Source organism: Serratia sp. JSRIV001 (assembly GCF_019968745.1).
In the GTDB taxonomy this organism is placed as follows: domain Bacteria; phylum Pseudomonadota; class Gammaproteobacteria; order Enterobacterales; family Enterobacteriaceae; genus Chania; species Chania fonticola_B.
The window spans coordinates 4510680-4527633 of the sequence record NZ_CP074147.1; the positions used below are offsets into that span (position 1 = coordinate 4510680).

Annotated in this window: 10 protein-coding genes, 2 tRNA genes and 3 rRNA genes; 9 read left to right on the plus strand and 6 right to left on the minus strand. The window is 53.7% G+C overall.

What is annotated here, in order from left to right; translation table 11 throughout:
• Positions 1–4 precede the first annotated feature (4 nt).
• The 3 genes from KGP17_RS20955 to KGP17_RS20965 all read left to right on the plus strand — a co-directional run bounded on the left by KGP17_RS20955 (position 5) and on the right by KGP17_RS20965 (position 4574).
• A complete protein-coding gene (locus KGP17_RS20955; protein WP_223498274.1) occupies positions 5–2656 on the plus strand; it encodes a bifunctional acetate--CoA ligase family protein/GNAT family N-acetyltransferase in 2652 nt (883 codons plus the stop codon).
• Between the two features lie 153 nt (positions 2657–2809).
• The gene (pssA, locus tag KGP17_RS20960; RefSeq protein ID WP_024530687.1) at positions 2810–4165 is read left to right on the plus strand and encodes a CDP-diacylglycerol--serine O-phosphatidyltransferase; all 1356 of its coding nucleotides are present in this window, start codon (positions 2810–2812) and stop codon (positions 4163–4165) included.
• A gap of 76 nt (positions 4166–4241) precedes the next feature.
• The gene (locus tag KGP17_RS20965; RefSeq protein ID WP_094981238.1) at positions 4242–4574 is read left to right on the plus strand and encodes a YfiM family lipoprotein; all 333 of its coding nucleotides are present in this window, start codon (positions 4242–4244) and stop codon (positions 4572–4574) included.
• 313 nt (positions 4575–4887) lie between these two features.
• Here the strand turns inward: KGP17_RS20965 and rrf are convergent.
• The 6 genes from rrf to gmhB form a co-directional block, all read right to left on the minus strand.
• Positions 4888–5003: ribosomal RNA gene (gene rrf / locus KGP17_RS20970) — 5S ribosomal RNA — on the minus strand.
• Between the two features lie 104 nt (positions 5004–5107).
• A 23S ribosomal RNA gene (locus KGP17_RS20975) occupies positions 5108–8015 on the minus strand.
• A gap of 220 nt (positions 8016–8235) precedes the next feature.
• Positions 8236–8311: transfer RNA gene (locus tag KGP17_RS20980), tRNA-Ala, on the minus strand.
• 108 nt (positions 8312–8419) lie between these two features.
• A tRNA-Ile gene (locus tag KGP17_RS20985) sits at positions 8420–8496 on the minus strand.
• 75 nt (positions 8497–8571) lie between these two features.
• Positions 8572–10112, minus strand: a 16S ribosomal RNA gene (locus tag KGP17_RS20990).
• The 16S, 23S and 5S rRNA genes sit together here with 2 tRNA genes alongside, the layout of an rRNA operon.
• 417 nt (positions 10113–10529) lie before the next feature.
• The gene (gmhB, locus tag KGP17_RS20995) at positions 10530–11093 is read right to left on the minus strand and encodes a D-glycero-beta-D-manno-heptose 1,7-bisphosphate 7-phosphatase (protein WP_021179944.1); all 564 of its coding nucleotides are present in this window, start codon (positions 11091–11093) and stop codon (positions 10530–10532) included.
• Between the two features lie 186 nt (positions 11094–11279).
• On the opposite strand from gmhB, the gene metN reads away from it, so the two are divergent.
• The 6 genes from metN to proS all read left to right on the plus strand — a co-directional run bounded on the left by metN (position 11280) and on the right by proS (position 16937).
• Positions 11280–12311 carry a methionine ABC transporter ATP-binding protein MetN gene (gene metN, locus KGP17_RS21000; RefSeq protein WP_021806092.1) on the plus strand — a complete coding sequence of 344 codons (1032 nt, stop codon included), beginning with the start codon at positions 11280–11282 and terminating at the stop codon, positions 12309–12311.
• On the plus strand, positions 12304–12957 hold the full coding sequence (locus tag KGP17_RS21005; protein WP_021179942.1) for a methionine ABC transporter permease MetI: 654 nt from the start codon (positions 12304–12306) through the stop codon (positions 12955–12957). The genes metN and KGP17_RS21005 overlap by 8 nt, the downstream gene beginning before the upstream one ends.
• 98 nt (positions 12958–13055) lie before the next feature.
• Positions 13056–13871 carry a MetQ/NlpA family lipoprotein gene (locus KGP17_RS21010; protein ID WP_021806093.1) on the plus strand — a complete coding sequence of 272 codons (816 nt, stop codon included), beginning with the start codon at positions 13056–13058 and terminating at the stop codon, positions 13869–13871.
• Between the two features lie 117 nt (positions 13872–13988).
• Positions 13989–14393, plus strand: coding sequence for an Rcs stress response system protein RcsF (gene rcsF / locus KGP17_RS21015; RefSeq protein ID WP_223498275.1), 405 nt, complete (start codon positions 13989–13991; stop codon positions 14391–14393).
• Complete coding sequence (tsaA, locus tag KGP17_RS21020) at positions 14390–15097, plus strand: tRNA (N6-threonylcarbamoyladenosine(37)-N6)-methyltransferase TrmO (protein WP_021179939.1); 708 nt, start codon at positions 14390–14392, stop codon at positions 15095–15097. The genes rcsF and tsaA overlap by 4 nt, the downstream gene beginning before the upstream one ends.
• A 121-nt stretch (positions 15098–15218) precedes the next feature.
• Positions 15219–16937: a proline--tRNA ligase gene (proS, locus tag KGP17_RS21025; protein ID WP_223498276.1), complete on the plus strand. Its 1719-nt coding sequence runs from the start codon at positions 15219–15221 to the stop codon at positions 16935–16937.
• The last annotated feature ends 17 nt before the right edge of the window (positions 16938–16954 follow it).

Genomic DNA, 16954 nt, shown 5'->3' on the forward strand with positions numbered 1-16954 from the left:
GCACATGAGCCAGAGAGGGTTAGAAGCGCTATTACGTCCCAAATCAATTGCCGTGCTCGGCGCTTCCCAACAGCCCGGCCGGGCTGGCTACCTGATGATGCGCAATCTGCTGGCTGGCGGTTTTACCGGCCCGATACTGCCGGTCACGCCTCGCTACAAGGCTGTCTGCGGCGTGATGGCCTATCCCGACGTAGCCAGCCTGCCGCTGACCCCCGATCTGGCCGTGCTGTGTACCAATGCCCAGCGTAACCTGGCACTGATCGAAGCCCTGGGTGAGCGCGGCTGCAAAACCGCTATCGTACTTTCCTCCCCCGTGGAACAATTCGCCGAGCTGAAGGCCACCGCACAACGTTACTCAATGCGCCTGCTGGGGCCAAACAGCCTGGGCTTGCTGGCGCCTTGGCAAGGTATCAACGCCAGCTTTTCGCCGGTCCCCATTCAGAAAGGCAAGCTGGCGTTTATCTCCCAGTCTGCCGCCGTGGCGAACACCATTCTGGACTGGGCGCAACAACGGGAGGTTGGCTTCTCCTACTTCATCGCGTTAGGGGATAGCCTGGATATCGACGTCGACGATCTGCTCGACTTCCTGGCCCGCGACAGCAAAACCAGCGCCATTCTGCTGTATCTGGAAAACATCAACGACGCGCGGCGTTTCCTTTCCGCCTCCCGCAGTGCCTCACGCAATAAGCCGATCCTGGTGATCAAAAGTGGCCGTAGCCAACAGGCGCAGCTACTGCTCAACAGCCAGCAGGGATTGGACGCCGCCTACGATGCGGCCATCCAACGCGCCGGTTTGCTACGTGTACAGGATACTCACGAGCTGTTTTCCGCCGTGGAAACCTTGAGCCATATGCACCCGCTACGCGGTGAGCGGCTAATGATTATCAGCAACGGCGCGGCCCCCGCAGCCATGGCGCTGGACCAATTACTCTCCCGCAACGGTAAGCTGGCAACGTTGACGGATGAGACTCAGGAGAAGCTGAGCACTGCCCTACCGGAGTTTATCCGGCCAGGAAATCCTATCGATCTGCGTGATGATGCAACCCCCAAGCGCTATCTGGCCGCTCTGCAACCGCTGCTCGACAGCCACGACTATGACGCCCTGCTGCTGATCCATGCCCCTAGCGCCGCCTCTCCGGGCACTGAGACCGCCGAACGGCTGATCGAGGCCATCCGCCAGCACCCACGTGGGAAACGTATTACGCTGTTAACCAACTGGTGTGGCGAATACTCCTCTCAGGAGGCCCGCCGCCTGTTTACCGAGGCCGGGATCCCAACCTATCGTACGCCAGAAGGCGCGGTCACCGCGTTTATGCATATGGTGGAATACCGCCGTAACCAGAAGCAGCTCAAGGAAACTCCGGCGCTACCGATTGGGCTTACGGCCAATACCGCTGCCGCGCACCAGTTAATCCATCAGGCATTGGCCGAAGGGGCGAGCCAGTTGGATACCCATGAAGTCCAACCGATTTTGCAGGCTTACGGCCTCAGCACCCTGCCAACCTGGATTGCCAGTGACAGCGCCGAAGCGGTGCACATTGCCGAACAGATTGGCTACCCGGTAGCGCTCAAGCTGCGCTCTCCGGATATCTCGCATAAATCCGAAGTTCAGGGGGTCATGCTTTATTTACGTACCGCCACCGAGGTGCAGCGTGCGGCGGAAGCGATCCTCGATCGGGTGAAGCGTACTTACCCGCAGGCGCGCATCCACGGTCTGTTAGTGCAAAGCATGGCCAACCGTGCCGGGGCACAAGAGCTGCGGATTGCCGTTGAACAGGATGCCACCTTCGGCCCGCTGATAATGCTCGGCGAAGGCGGCATTGAATGGCGTAAGGAAAACCAGGTCGCCGTTGCCCTGCCGCCGCTGAATATGGCGCTGGCGCGTTATCTGGTGTTGCAGGCGGTGAAAGGAGGCAAAATCCGTGGGCGCAGTGCGCTGCGGCCGCTTGATATCCCCGGCTTAAGCCGCCTGTTGGTGCAGGTTTCCAACCTGATCCTTGACTGCCCAGAGATCTCACGCCTCGATATTCATCCGGTATTAGCCTCCGGTAGCGAATTTACCCTGCTGGACGTTTCCATGCAGTTAACGCCTTTCAGTGGCGATCCACAGGCGCGCCTGGCGATCCGCCCTTATCCCCATGAGCTGGAAGAAACCATTGAATTAAAAGACGGTTCTCAATGCCTGTTCCGCCCGATCCTGCCGGAGGATGAACCGGCGCTGAAGCACTTTATCGACCGCGTCACCAAAGAAGATCTCTATTACCGCTACTTTAGTGAGATCAACGAGTTTAGCCACGACGATTTGGCTAACATGACCCAAATCGACTACGATCGAGAAATGGCTTTCGTAGCGGTACGCCATGGCGAAGAGATCATCGGCGTGACGCGCGCCCTGTCAGATCCGGACAACACCGACGCCGAATTCGCCGTACTGGTACGTTCCGATCTGAAAGGCCTGGGTCTGGGCCGACAGCTCTTGATGAAAATGATTGGCTATGCGCGAGCGCAAGGCCTGATCCGCCTGACAGGCATTACCATGCCGAATAACCGCGGAATGGTCACACTGGCTCAAAAGCTGGGGTTCAAGGTCGATGTGCAAATTGACGAAGGGATTGTCAATTTAACCCTGCCGCTACAGGATGGGGCGACGCCGTGACCGCTGTCGCAATGTAATACGAATCCACTACTTAACGCCAAAACATACGCACAATCGGGGCAACTAGTGGTATTATCGCCCGATTGTTCGAAGCATTTTATTCATGGAAGTGGCGTTCCGGCCATCCAAATATGAGAGAAGAAGCGCACTGTGATGTTGTCAAAATTTAAACGTAGCAAACATCAACAACACCTTGCACAACTGCCCAAACTCCCCCAGACGGTTGCTGATGTCCGTACCCTTTTTACGCCGGCTGATTTCCGTGCAACGCTGCTGGAATCGATCGCTAACGCAACAACCCGCATTTATCTGGTAGCGCTCTATCTGGAGCATGACGATGCGGGCCGCGATATCCTCAATGCGCTCTATCAAGCCAAGCAGCAGCGCCCTGAGCTGGAGATCTGCGTGTTGGTAGACTGGCATCGTGCTCAACGTGGGCGTATCGGTGCGGCAGCGGCCAATACCAATGCCGACTGGTACTGCGCTATGGCTGCACAGCACCCGCAGGTTTCGGTGCCGATTTACGGCGTTCCGGTCAATACTCGCGAAGCGCTGGGCGTACTGCATTTGAAGGGCTTTGTCGTTGACGATACGGTGTTCTACAGCGGCGCCAGCATTAATGATGTCTATCTGCACCAGCATGATAAGTATCGTTACGATCGCTATCAGCTGATCACCAATAATCTGTTGGCGGTGACCCTGTGCGATTACATCAAACAGCATCTGTTAACCGCCGGTGCCGTGCAGCGTCTTGATCGTGCTGACAGGCCCAAAAGCCTCGAGATCAAAAACGAAATCCGCCTGTTCCGCTTTGCCCTACGCCGTGCCGCCTATCAATTTCAGGGGAACGCCAGTAATGATGAGCTGGCCGTCACCCCGTTAGTCGGCCTGGGTAAACAGAGCATTCTGAACAAAACGATCCACCACCTGATGTCCAGCACCGATCAGAAACTGACGCTGTGCACGCCTTACTTCAACCTGCCAGCCTTGCTGGTGCGCAATATCATTTATCTGCTGCGCCAAGGAAAACAGGTGGAGATCATCGTGGGTGACAAGACGGCCAATGACTTCTACATTCCTGAAGATCAGCCGTTCAAGATTATCGGTGCGCTGCCTTATCTCTATGAAATCAACCTGCGCCGCTTCCTGAGCCGCCTGCAACGCTATGTTGATACCGGCCAGCTGATTGTGCGCCTGTGGAAAGACGGCGATAACAGCTATCACCTCAAAGGGATGTGGGTCGATGACGAGTGGCAGTTGATCACCGGTAACAACCTCAACCCGCGCGCCTGGCGGCTGGATCTGGAGAACGCCATTCTGTTCCACGATCCCAAGCACGAAATGCAGGAACAACGGCATAAAGAGTTGGAAACGATCCGTACCCATACCACAGTGGTTGGCCACTATCTCGAATTGCAAAGCATTCAGGAATATCCGGTCAAGGTGCGTAAACTGATCCGTCGTCTGCGTCGGATCCGTATCGATCGCTTGATTAGCCGTATATTGTAAACTCGCTATAATTAACTGCACCACAGCCCGGCAATGCCGGGCTTTTTTGTCCATATTGAGACAGGATGTTTTCACTATGTGCCCACTCCGCCCGTTTATCCTCCTTCCGGTACTGTTGTTCTCCAGTGGCTGTACCCACATGGCCAATGATAGTTGGACCGGTAAAGACAAGGCTCAGCACTTTGTGGCTTCCGCTGCATTTGCCGCCGCTGGCGCAGCTTATGGCGATCATCAGAATTGGAATGAGGCACGTAGCCGCAGTTTTGGCCTGCTATTTTCGGTTGGGTTGGGCGCGGCAAAAGAGCTGTATGACAGCCGCGAAGGCGGTACGGGCTGGAGCTGGAAGGATTTTGCCTGGGATGTGGCAGGGGCTGCGACAGGGTACAGTATTTATCATCTGGCGCGTTGAAGCTTGGTAATGACCCCTCACCCTAACCCTCTCCCAAAGGGAGAGGGAACCGATCGAGTCCGCTGGTATTCCTCTGAACTTCTTATCTTTCTGATTACTCATCACTGTCGAAACGGCATGGGTTCATCAAAGGTTCCGACTTGCCGTAGCCGCACTCACTCATCCACGACGCCGGACGGCTCCCTCTCCCTCCGCACGGGTGTTCAGTTGTTCTCGGCTGGTACTCTGGGAGAGGGCGGGGGTGAGGGGCATTTCTGTTTCCGACCCATAGCAAAAAGGCCATCCTTGCGGATGGCCTCTTGGCTTATTTGATGCCTGGCAGTGTCCTACTCTCGCATGGGGAGACCCCACACTACCATCGGCGCTACGGCGTTTCACTTCTGAGTTCGGCATGGGGTCAGGTGGGACCACCGCGCTATTGCCGCCAGGCAAATTCGTTTCATTTCAACCGCTTCACTCTCGTGTCGCCATCGAAACCAATCTCGGAACGTCGCTGAAAATTGTCGTCTACTCTAAAACACCTTTGGTGTTGTAAGGTTAAGCCTCACGGATCATTAGTACTGGTTAGCTCAATACATCGCTGCACTTACACACCCAGCCTATCAACGTCTTAGTCTTAAACGTTCCTTCAGGGGCCTTAAAGGCCCAGGGAAGACTCATCTCGAGGCAAGTTTCGCGCTTAGATGCTTTCAGCGCTTATCTTTTCCGCACTTAGCTACCGGGCAGTGCCATTGGCATGACAACCCGAACACCAGTGGTGCGTTCACTCCGGTCCTCTCGTACTAGGAGCAACCCCTCTCAATCTTCCAACGCCCACGGCAGATAGGGACCGAACTGTCTCACGACGTTCTAAACCCAGCTCGCGTACCACTTTAAATGGCGAACAGCCATACCCTTGGGACCTACTTCAGCCCCAGGATGTGATGAGCCGACATCGAGGTGCCAAACACCGCCGTCGATATGAACTCTTGGGCGGTATCAGCCTGTTATCCCCGGAGTACCTTTTATCCGTTGAGCGATGGCCCTTCCATTCAGAACCACCGGATCACTAAGACCTACTTTCGTACCTGCTCGAGCCGTCACTCTCGCAGTCAAGCTAGCTTATGCCTTTGCACTAACCTCACGATGTCCGACCGTGATTAGCTAACCTTCGTGCTCCTCCGTTACTCTTTGGGAGGAGACCGCCCCAGTCAAACTACCCACCAGACACTGTCCTCACCCCGGATTACGGGGCCGAGTTAGAACATCAAACATTAAAGGGTGGTATTTCAAGGTTGGCTCCATGCAGACTGGCGTCCACACTTCAAAGCCTCCCACCTATCCTACACATCAAGGCTCAATGTTCAGTGTCAAGCTATAGTAAAGGTTCACGGGGTCTTTCCGTCTTGCCGCGGGTACACTGCATCTTCACAGCGAGTTCAATTTCACTGAGTCTCGGGTGGAGACAGCCTGGCCATCATTACGCCATTCGTGCAGGTCGGAACTTACCCGACAAGGAATTTCGCTACCTTAGGACCGTTATAGTTACGGCCGCCGTTTACTGGGGCTTCGATCAAGAGCTTCGCCTTGCGGCTGACCCCATCAATTAACCTTCCAGCACCGGGCAGGCGTCACACCGTATACGTCCACTTTCGTGTTTGCACAGTGCTGTGTTTTTATTAAACAGTTGCAGCCAGCTGGTATCTGCGACTGGCTTCAGCTCCGAGAGCAAGTCTCTTCACCTACGCGCCAGCGTGCCTTCTCCCGAAGTTACGGCACCATTTTGCCTAGTTCCTTCACCCGAGTTCTCTCAAGCGCCTTGGTATTCTCTACCTGACCACCTGTGTCGGTTTGGGGTACGATTTGATGTTACCTGATGCTTAGAGGCTTTTCCTGGAAGCAGGGCATCAACTACTTCTGCACCGTAGTGCATCGTCATCACGCCTCAGGGTTAGTAAGTAACCGGATTTACCAGGTCACTCCCCCTACACGCTTAAACCGGGACAACCGTCGCCCGGCTAGCCTAGCCTTCTCCGTCCCCCCTTCGCAGTAACACCGAGTACAGGAATATTAACCTGTTTCCCATCGACTACGCCTTTCGGCCTCGCCTTAGGGGTCGACTCACCCTGCCCCGATTAACGTTGGACAGGAACCCTTGGTCTTCCGGCGAGCGGGTTTTTCACCCGCTTTATCGTTACTTATGTCAGCATTCGCACTTCTGATACCTCCAGCAAACCTCACAGTTCACCTTCAACGGCTTACAGAACGCTCCCCTACCCAACAACGCCTAAGCGTCGCTGCCGCAGCTTCGGTGCATGGTTTAGCCCCGTTACATCTTCCGCGCAGGCCGACTCGACCAGTGAGCTATTACGCTTTCTTTAAATGATGGCTGCTTCTAAGCCAACATCCTGGCTGTCTATGCCTTCCCACATCGTTTCCCACTTAACCATGACTTTGGGACCTTAGCTGGCGGTCTGGGTTGTTTCCCTCTTCACGACGGACGTTAGCACCCGCCGTGTGTCTCCCGTGATAACATTCTTCGGTATTCGGAGTTTGCATCGGTTTGGTAAGCCGGGATGGCCCCCTAGCCGAAACAGTGCTCTACCCCCGAAGATGAGTTCACGAGGCGCTACCTAAATAGCTTTCGGGGAGAACCAGCTATCTCCCGGTTTGATTGGCCTTTCACCCCCAGCCACAAGTCATCCGCTAATTTTTCAACATTAGTCGGTTCGGTCCTCCAGTTAGTGTTACCCAACCTTCAACCTGCCCATGGCTAGATCACCGGGTTTCGGGTCTATACCTTGCAACTATTCGCCCAGTTAAGACTCGGTTTCCCTACGGCTCCCCTATACGGTTAACCTTGCTACAAAATATAAGTCGCTGACCCATTATACAAAAGGTACGCAGTCACACCACGAAGGTGCTCCCACTGCTTGTACGTACACGGTTTCAGGTTCTATTTCACTCCCCTCGCCGGGGTTCTTTTCGCCTTTCCCTCACGGTACTGGTTCACTATCGGTCAGTCAGGAGTATTTAGCCTTGGAGGATGGTCCCCCCATATTCAGACAGGATGTCACGTGTCCCGCCCTACTCATCGAACTCACAGTTAATGCATTTTAGTGTACGGGGCTATCACCCTTTGCTGCGCGACTTTCCAGACGCTTCCACTAACACAAGAACTGATTCAGGTTCTGGGCTGTTCCCCGTTCGCTCGCCGCTACTAGGGGAATCTCGGTTGATTTCTTTTCCTCGGGGTACTTAGATGTTTCAGTTCCCCCGGTTCGCCTCGTATGGCTATGTATTCACCATACGATAGTGTGTCGAAACACACTGGGTTTCCCCATTCGGGTATTGCCGGTTATAACGGTTCATATCACCTTACCGACACTTTTCGCAGATTAGCACGCCCTTCATCGCCTCTGACTGCCTAGGCATCCACCGTGTACGCTTAGTCACTTAACCTCACAACCCGAAGGTGTTTCTGTAAACAGAGAACACTGTCGTGCTGTTTATTTGAGAGACTCTATGACAGGTTAATCCTTACCCCAATACTTCTACGGAGGGATAAGTTTCAGCTGTCATGTTTCAATTTTCAGCTTGTTCCAGATTGTTAAAGAGCAAAATACTTCGCAGCATACTGTTGCCAGTACACTCTGAAGTATTATCAAGGACCATATGGATATGGTGGAGCTAAGCGGGATCGAACCGCTGACCTCCTGCGTGCAAGGCAGGCGCTCTCCCAGCTGAGCTATAGCCCCATACAGTCACTTGCAGAAACCTTTATTTACCACTCGCTCAGGCAAGGCATGCTCACTGGACGTTTACGGTGTAAACGTATCGCGTGCAACGCAGCACAAGTGCGAATTTGGTAGGCCTGAGTGGACTTGAACCACCGACCTCACCCTTATCAGGGGTGCGCTCTAACCACCTGAGCTACAAGCCTATAAAGGTATTTCTGCTCGTTACTTTTTCATCAGACAATCTGTGTGGACACTGCACGCAACTGCATATCTTTAGGTAAGGAGGTGATCCAACCGCAGGTTCCCCTACGGTTACCTTGTTACGACTTCACCCCAGTCATGAATCACAAAGTGGTAAGCGCCCTCCCGAAGGTTAAGCTACCTACTTCTTTTGCAACCCACTCCCATGGTGTGACGGGCGGTGTGTACAAGGCCCGGGAACGTATTCACCGTAGCATTCTGATCTACGATTACTAGCGATTCCGACTTCACGGAGTCGAGTTGCAGACTCCGATCCGGACTACGACATACTTTATGAGGTCCGCTTGCTCTCGCGAGTTCGCTTCTCTTTGTATATGCCATTGTAGCACGTGTGTAGCCCTACTCGTAAGGGCCATGATGACTTGACGTCATCCCCACCTTCCTCCGGTTTATCACCGGCAGTCTCCTTTGAGTTCCCGCCATGACGCGCTGGCAACAAAGGATAAGGGTTGCGCTCGTTGCGGGACTTAACCCAACATTTCACAACACGAGCTGACGACAGCCATGCAGCACCTGTCTCACAGTTCCCGAAGGCACCAATCCATCTCTGGAAAGTTCTGTGGATGTCAAGAGTAGGTAAGGTTCTTCGCGTTGCATCGAATTAAACCACATGCTCCACCGCTTGTGCGGGCCCCCGTCAATTCATTTGAGTTTTAACCTTGCGGCCGTACTCCCCAGGCGGTCGACTTAACGCGTTAGCTCCGGAAGCCACGCCTCAAGGGCACAACCTCCAAGTCGACATCGTTTACAGCGTGGACTACCAGGGTATCTAATCCTGTTTGCTCCCCACGCTTTCGCACCTGAGCGTCAGTCTTTGTCCAGGGGGCCGCCTTCGCCACCGGTATTCCTCCAGATCTCTACGCATTTCACCGCTACACCTGGAATTCTACCCCCCTCTACAAGACTCTAGCTTGCCAGTTTCAAATGCAGTTCCCAAGTTAAGCTCGGGGATTTCACATCTGACTTAACAAACCGCCTGCGTGCGCTTTACGCCCAGTAATTCCGATTAACGCTTGCACCCTCCGTATTACCGCGGCTGCTGGCACGGAGTTAGCCGGTGCTTCTTCTGCGAGTAACGTCAATGAACAGTGCTATTAACACTGAACCCTTCCTCCTCGCTGAAAGTGCTTTACAACCCGAAGGCCTTCTTCACACACGCGGCATGGCTGCATCAGGCTTGCGCCCATTGTGCAATATTCCCCACTGCTGCCTCCCGTAGGAGTCTGGACCGTGTCTCAGTTCCAGTGTGGCTGGTCATCCTCTCAGACCAGCTAGGGATCGTCGCCTAGGTGAGCCATTACCTCACCTACTAGCTAATCCCATCTGGGCACATCCGATGGTGTGAGGCCCGAAGGTCCCCCACTTTGGTCCGAAGACGTTATGCGGTATTAGCTACCGTTTCCAGTAGTTATCCCCCTCCATCGGGCAGTTTCCCAGACATTACTCACCCGTCCGCCGCTCGTCACCCAGGAGCAAGCTCCCCGTGCTACCGCTCGACTTGCATGTGTTAGGCCTGCCGCCAGCGTTCAATCTGAGCCATGATCAAACTCTTCAATTAAAAGCTTGATTTGCTGACACTGTTCATTAAAGAACGGTGCAGCGATGCTCGAAAATTAACTTTCGTAATCATTCATTCGCATGAATGACTGCTTGGTCACTCTTCAAGACTTGATATTTTTTTGCTACCGAAGTAGCTGGGTATCGTCTTGTGAGTGCCCACACAGATTGTCTGATAAATTGTTAAAGAGCAGTGAGTTACGCGCTTTCGCTTGCTAACTCGAGGTGGCGTATATTACGCTTTCCTCTTTCAGAGTCAACCTTAATTTCAGGTTTTTTCTCTGCGACCCCCGGAGACTCTGTGAAGTTGTTCACATGTTCCGTGTCGATGGAGGCGCATTATAGGGAGCTGGTTCAGAATGACAAGGGATAATATGCACTTTTCTTCCGACCGCTCACTATTCATGCATAACGCTGCTTAAACCCGCTTTTTAATCGCTGCCGGCAGCTCTTGCAGGCTGTTTAGTACCCAATCCGCCGCTTTCTCACCTTCTTCAGTCACTGGCTTACCGGTGCGCACCAACACTTTAGTGCCTACCCCTGCAGCTGCGGCCGCCTGCATATCCTCGATTTTGTCGCCAACCATATAAGAAGCGGCCAAATCGATGTTCAGTTCTTTCTGCGCCTGCAACAACATGCCCGGCTGCGGTTTGCGGCAATCACAAACCTGGCGATACTCTTCTATTACTGCTTCAGGATGATGTGGGCAGAAATAGATGCCGTCCAGATCGACGTCGCGGTCAGCCATCGACCAGTCCATCCATTCTGTCAGACGCATAAACTGGTCTTCGCTGAATTTACCACGGGCAATGCCAGACTGGTTGGTGACCAGCACCAGTGCGAAGCCCATGCTTTTCAGTTCACGGCAGGCGTCAATCACGCCATCGATAAACTGGAAATCATCTATTTCATGGACGTAGCCATGATCGATATTAATCGTGCCGTCACGATCTAAGAAAATTGCTGGAACGCGTTGTGTCACCGGTATGCTCCTGAAAGCCTGAAAACCGCCACAGTATCGCATGTTTTCGCCGAGACTGAGAATGATGAAGAATAGCGTTAACGTTGACTTGGACGTCTAGACGCCTTAACATCTGATCCAGACCTTGGCGCTGATCAAGGTCTCTCTTTATTAGGCCACGGCAACCAAGCTAAAAATAAGAAGAATATGATTAAACTTTCCAACATCACCAAAGTGTTCCAGCAGGGGTCGCGTTCCATTAGCGCACTCTCTGACGTGACTCTTCACGTTCCTGCCGGACAGATTTATGGCGTCATCGGTGCCTCAGGCGCCGGTAAGAGTACGCTGATCCGCTGCGCCAACATGCTTGAGCGCCCAACGTCAGGTACCGTTCTGGTTGATGGCCAGGATCTGACCTCCCTGTCTGAAGGTGAGCTGACGCGCGCACGCCGCCAGATTGGCATGATCTTCCAACACTTTAACCTGCTTTCTTCACGTACGGTCTTCGGTAACGTTGCCCTGCCGTTGGAGCTGGACAACACCCCACGCGCGGAAATCAAAAAACGCGTGGTCGAACTGCTGGAGCTGGTTGGTCTGTCAGATAAGCACGATGCCTACCCTGCCAATCTGTCAGGCGGCCAAAAGCAGCGTGTGGCCATCGCCCGTGCGCTGGCTAGCAATCCTAAAGTGCTGCTGTGCGACGAAGCGACCAGTGCGCTGGACCCTGCCACCACCCGCTCCATTCTTGAACTGCTGAAAGATATCAACCGCCGTCTGGGGCTGACCATCCTGCTGATCACCCATGAAATGGACGTAGTGAAACGTATCTGCGATCAGGTCGCGGTTATCAGCCAAGGTCAATTGATTGAGAAAGATAGCGTTAGCGAAGTGTTCTCCCATCCCAAGACGCCGCTGGCACAGCAGTTTATCCAGGCTACGCTGCATCTGGATATTCCGGATGATTATGCCGCACGTCTGGTACCTGAGCGTACCGGAGGCCGTCAACCGCTGTTACGCCTGGAGTTTACCGGCCGCTCGGTCGATGCCCCGTTACTGTCAGAAGCGGCTCGTCGCTTTAACGTGAACAACAATATTATCAGCGCACAGATGGATTACGCTGGCGGCGTGAAGTTCGGCGTGATGCTGGCTGAACTGCACGGCTCCGATGAAGATGCACAGGCAACGATTAAGTTCCTACAAGAAAATCAGGTAAAAGTAGAGGTTCTGGGTTATGTCTGAGGCAATGATGTGGTTAATGGCACGTGGCGTGTGGGAAACCGTTACGATGACCTTTGTCTCCGGCTTCTTTGGCTTTGTTCTTGGCTTACCGGTTGGCGTACTATTATATGTGACCCGCCCTGGGCAAATCATTGCCAACAATACCGTCTATAAGGTGTTGTCCGGATTGGTGAACATTTTCCGTTCCATCCCGTTCATTATCCTGCTGGTCTGGATGATCCCGTTCACTCGCATGATCGTTGGCACCTCTATCGGTTTGCAGGCGGCTATCGTTCCACTGACCGTGGGCGCGGCTCCCTTTATTGCCCGTATGGTAGAAAACGCCCTGTTGGAAATTCCGTCAGGTTTGGTTGAAGCTGCTCGTGCCATGGGTGCGACCCCAATGCAAATCATCACCAAAGTGCTGCTGCCTGAAGCGCTGCCAGGTTTGGTGAATGCCGCTACCATCACGCTGATCACCCTGGTGGGCTATTCTGCAATGGGCGGTGCCGTCGGTGCCGGTGGCTTAGGTCAAATTGGTTATCAGTATGGTTATATTGGTTATAACGCTACCGTGATGAATACGGTATTAATATTACTGGTGGTGCTGGTGTATCTGATCCAGTTTGGTGGCGACCGTATCGTGAAGGCCGTTACCCACAAATAGTTTTACCCACGCGCTGACATCTACTCGATAGCTTTGCTGCATCTGGCAGGATAAAGAGTAAGGCGTATTTCATATGCGAGTCTAATTGAGGAAGGGATATGTCGTTAAAGTTTAAATCCATCGCAACAATCGGCGCACTGATCGGTACTCTGGCTCTGGCCGGTTGTGGCCAGGATGAAAAAGATCCAAACCATATCAAAGTGGGTGTTATTGTTGGTGCTGAACAGCAAGTAGCTGAAGTGGCACAAAAAGTAGCAAAAGATAAGTATGGCCTGGACGTTGAGCTGGTCACCTTCAACGACTACGTGTTGCCAAACGAAGCCCTGAGCAAAGGCGATATCGATGTCAACGCCTTCCAGCACAAGCCTTACCTGGATCAGCAGATCAAGGATCGTGGTTATAAGCTGGTTACGGTGGGTAACACCTTCGTGTACCCGATCGCCGGTTACTCCAAAAAGATCAAATCCATTGATGAGCTGCAAGATGGTTCACAGGTAGCACTGCCTAACGATCCCACCAACCTGGGCCGTTCACTGTTGCTGCTGCAAAAACAGGGTCTGATCAAGCTGAAAGACGGTGTTGGCCTGCTGCCAACCGTGCTGGATGTGACCGAGAACCCGAAAAACCTGAAGCTGGTTGAACTGGAAGCACCACAGCTGCCACGTTCACTGGACGATCAGCAAATCGCTCTGGCCATCATCAACACCACTTACGCCAGCCAGATTGGTTTGACGCCAGCCAAAGACGGTCTGTTTGTTGAAGATAAAGACTCACCTTACGTCAACATCATGGTTGCCCGTGAAGATAACAAAGACGCGGAAAACGTGAAGAAATTCGTTCAGGCTTACCAGTCTGACGAAGTTAACGAAGCAGCCAACAAGATCTTTAACGGTGGCGCAGTAAAAGGCTGGTAATCATTCCTTAGCCATTTTATTCCGATAATTGCAAGACGGGCTACGGCCCGTCTTGTTATTTGTGCCAGAGATTGCTTCAATAGCGCCACTTTGATTATAAAATGGCAGGGACTCTCAATGCGTGTTTTACCTCTCTGTTTGTTAGCGCTCGCGCTGACTGGATGCTCAACGCAGCACACGGCTCCATCCACAACAAACAGCACAACAACTACGGCCGCTCCCGCTCCGGTAAAAGCCACCCCAGCAGCCCGCCCGGCCCCGGTAAAACTGTACAAGAGTGCAGAAGAACTGGTCGGTAAACCTTTCCGCGATTTAGGTGAGGTTTCTGGCGAATCTTGTCAGACCACGGTTCAGGACTCTCCGCCAAATCTGAATACCGCACGTAAGCGCATGCAGAACCGAGCCTCCTACATGAAGGCCAATGCGGTGCTACTGCATGACTGTCAGATTGTCAGCGGCGTCGCCGGTTGTTACCAGCAGGCCATCTGCCAAGGCTCTGCGCTTAACGTCTCAGCCAAATGACCGAATTTGTTTTTGAGCAGATCGGCACCATCCGTTCTCCGTATAAAGAGAAATTCGCGGTTCCCCGTCAGCCTGGGCTAGTGGAAGACGGCGGCGGTGAACTGGTGCTGTTGCCGCCTTACAATCAGCCCGAAGCGGTACGTGGCCTCAGCGAGTTCAGCCATCTGTGGGTGATGTTTGTGTTTCATCAAACCATGGAAGGAGGCTGGCGTCCTACCGTGCGGCCTCCTCGTCTGGGCGGCAATGCGCGTATGGGCGTGTTCGCCACCCGTTCGACCTTTCGCCCTAATCCATTGGGTATGTCCTTGATCGAACTGAAAGGCATACGGACTCAAGGGGGCGAGGTGGTACTGGAGCTGGGCAGCCTGGATTTGGTTGACGGTACGCCGGTGGTCGATATCAAACCTTATTTGCCGTTTGCCGAAAGCCATCCGCAAGCGCGGGCCGGGTTTGCTCAGGCAGCTCCGGCCGGTGATATGCCGGTGTATTTCTCGCCCGAAGCGGAACAACAGCTGCAGCAACATGTGCGGCGCTACCCCAACCTGCGCCGTTTTATCACTCAGGTTCTGGCGCAAGATCCTCGCCCCGCCTATCGAAAAGAAGAAGCCAGCGGGCGCGAATATGCGGTATGGTTGTTGGAGTTCAACGTGCGCTGGCGGATCGTTGATAGTCAAAGCGAAGTGTTGTCGCTCGACGCCCGTTAAAATTCCGCCCGCTCTCTTTTGACAACCGGCTTGCGCTGGTAAACTAAGCCACTTTTGAAAATTTTGGCGGCCAACCCTGGCAGCCCGATGCAATTTGCAGTTCTAACGGAACCAAAACACCATGCGTACAAGCCAATATCTGCTCTCCACACTGAAGGAGACACCTGCCGACGCCGAAGTGATCAGCCACCAGCTGATGCTACGCGCCGGGATGATCCGCAAGCTGGCCTCCGGTCTTTACACCTGGTTGCCGACCGGCCTGCGCGTTCTGAAGAAGGTTGAAAACATCGTTCGCGAAGAAATGAACAATGCTAACGCGATCGAAGTTTCCATGCCGGTAGTTCAGCCCGCAGACCTCTGGCTGGAAAGCGGCCGCTGGGAGCAATATGGCCCGGAATTGCTGCGTTTTGTCGATCGCGGCGAACGTCCGTTTGTACTTGGTCCAACCCATGAAGAAGTGATCACCGATCTGATCCGCAACGAAATCAGCTCCTACAAGCAGCTGCCGCTGAACTTCTTCCAGATCCAGACCAAGTTCCGTGACGAGGTTCGCCCACGTTTTGGCGTAATGCGTTCGCGTGAATTCCTGATGAAGGACGCCTATTCCTTCCACACCACCCAGGAATCCTTGCAGGTCACCTACGACGCGATGTACGAGGCCTACAGCAAGATCTTCAACCGCATGGGTCTGGATTTCCGTCCGGTGCTGGCCGATACCGGTTCTATCGGTGGCAGCGCTTCACATGAGTTCCAGGTGCTGGCAGACAGCGGTGAAGACGATATCGTGTTCTCAACCGGTTCCGACTATGCTGCCAACATCGAGCTGGCCGAAGCGGTTGCCCCCGCTCAGCCACGTGCTGCGGCAACCGAAGAACTGCGCATCATCGATACGCCGAATGCCAAAACCATCGCCGAGCTGGTAGAGCAATTCCAACTGCCAGTAGAGAAAACGGTGAAAACCTTGATGGTGCACGCCAGTGAAGAGAGTGGCCACAAGCTGGTTGCCCTGCTGGTGCGCGGCGATCACGAGCTGAATGAAATCAAGGCCGAGAAACTGCCACAGGTCGCGGTTCCACTGACTTTCGCCACCGAAGAAGAAATCCGTGCAATCGTCGGTGCAGGCCCTGGCTCCCTTGGTCCTGTCAACCTGCCGATCCCAGTGGTTGTCGATCGCAGCGTAGCGGCCATGAGTGACTTTGGCGCCGGTGCCAACATCGATGGCAAACACTACTTTGGCATCAACTGGGAGCGTGATCTGCCGCTGCCACAGAGCGCCGATATCCGTAACGTGGTGGAAGGCGATGCCAGCCCAGACGGTAAAGGTACGCTGTTGATCAAGCGCGGTATCGAAGTGGGCCACATCTTCCAACTGGGTACCAAGTACTCGGAAGCGATGAAAGCCACCGTACAGGGTGAAGATGGCCGTAATCAGGTGCTGACCATGGGTTGCTACGGCATCGGTGTGACGCGCGTGGTAGCTGCTGCCATCGAACAGAATCACGATGACCGTGGCATTATCTGGCCAGACGCGATTGCCCCGTTCCAGGTAGCTATTCTGCCAATGAACATGCACAAATCATTCCGCGTGCAGGCTCTGGCTGAGGAACTGTACGATACCCTGCGTTCACATGGCATCGACGTGATCCTCGACGATCGTAAAGAGCGCCCAGGCGTGATGTTTGCCGATATGGAACTGATCGGCGTACCTCACTCCATCGTGATTGGCGATCGTAACCTCGACAGCGAAGAGATTGAGTATAAAAATCGCCGTATTGGCGAGAAGCAGATGATTAAAACCGGCGAAATCGTTGATTTCCTGCTGGGCCAGATCCAACGTTAATTGATAGACCAAGCCCC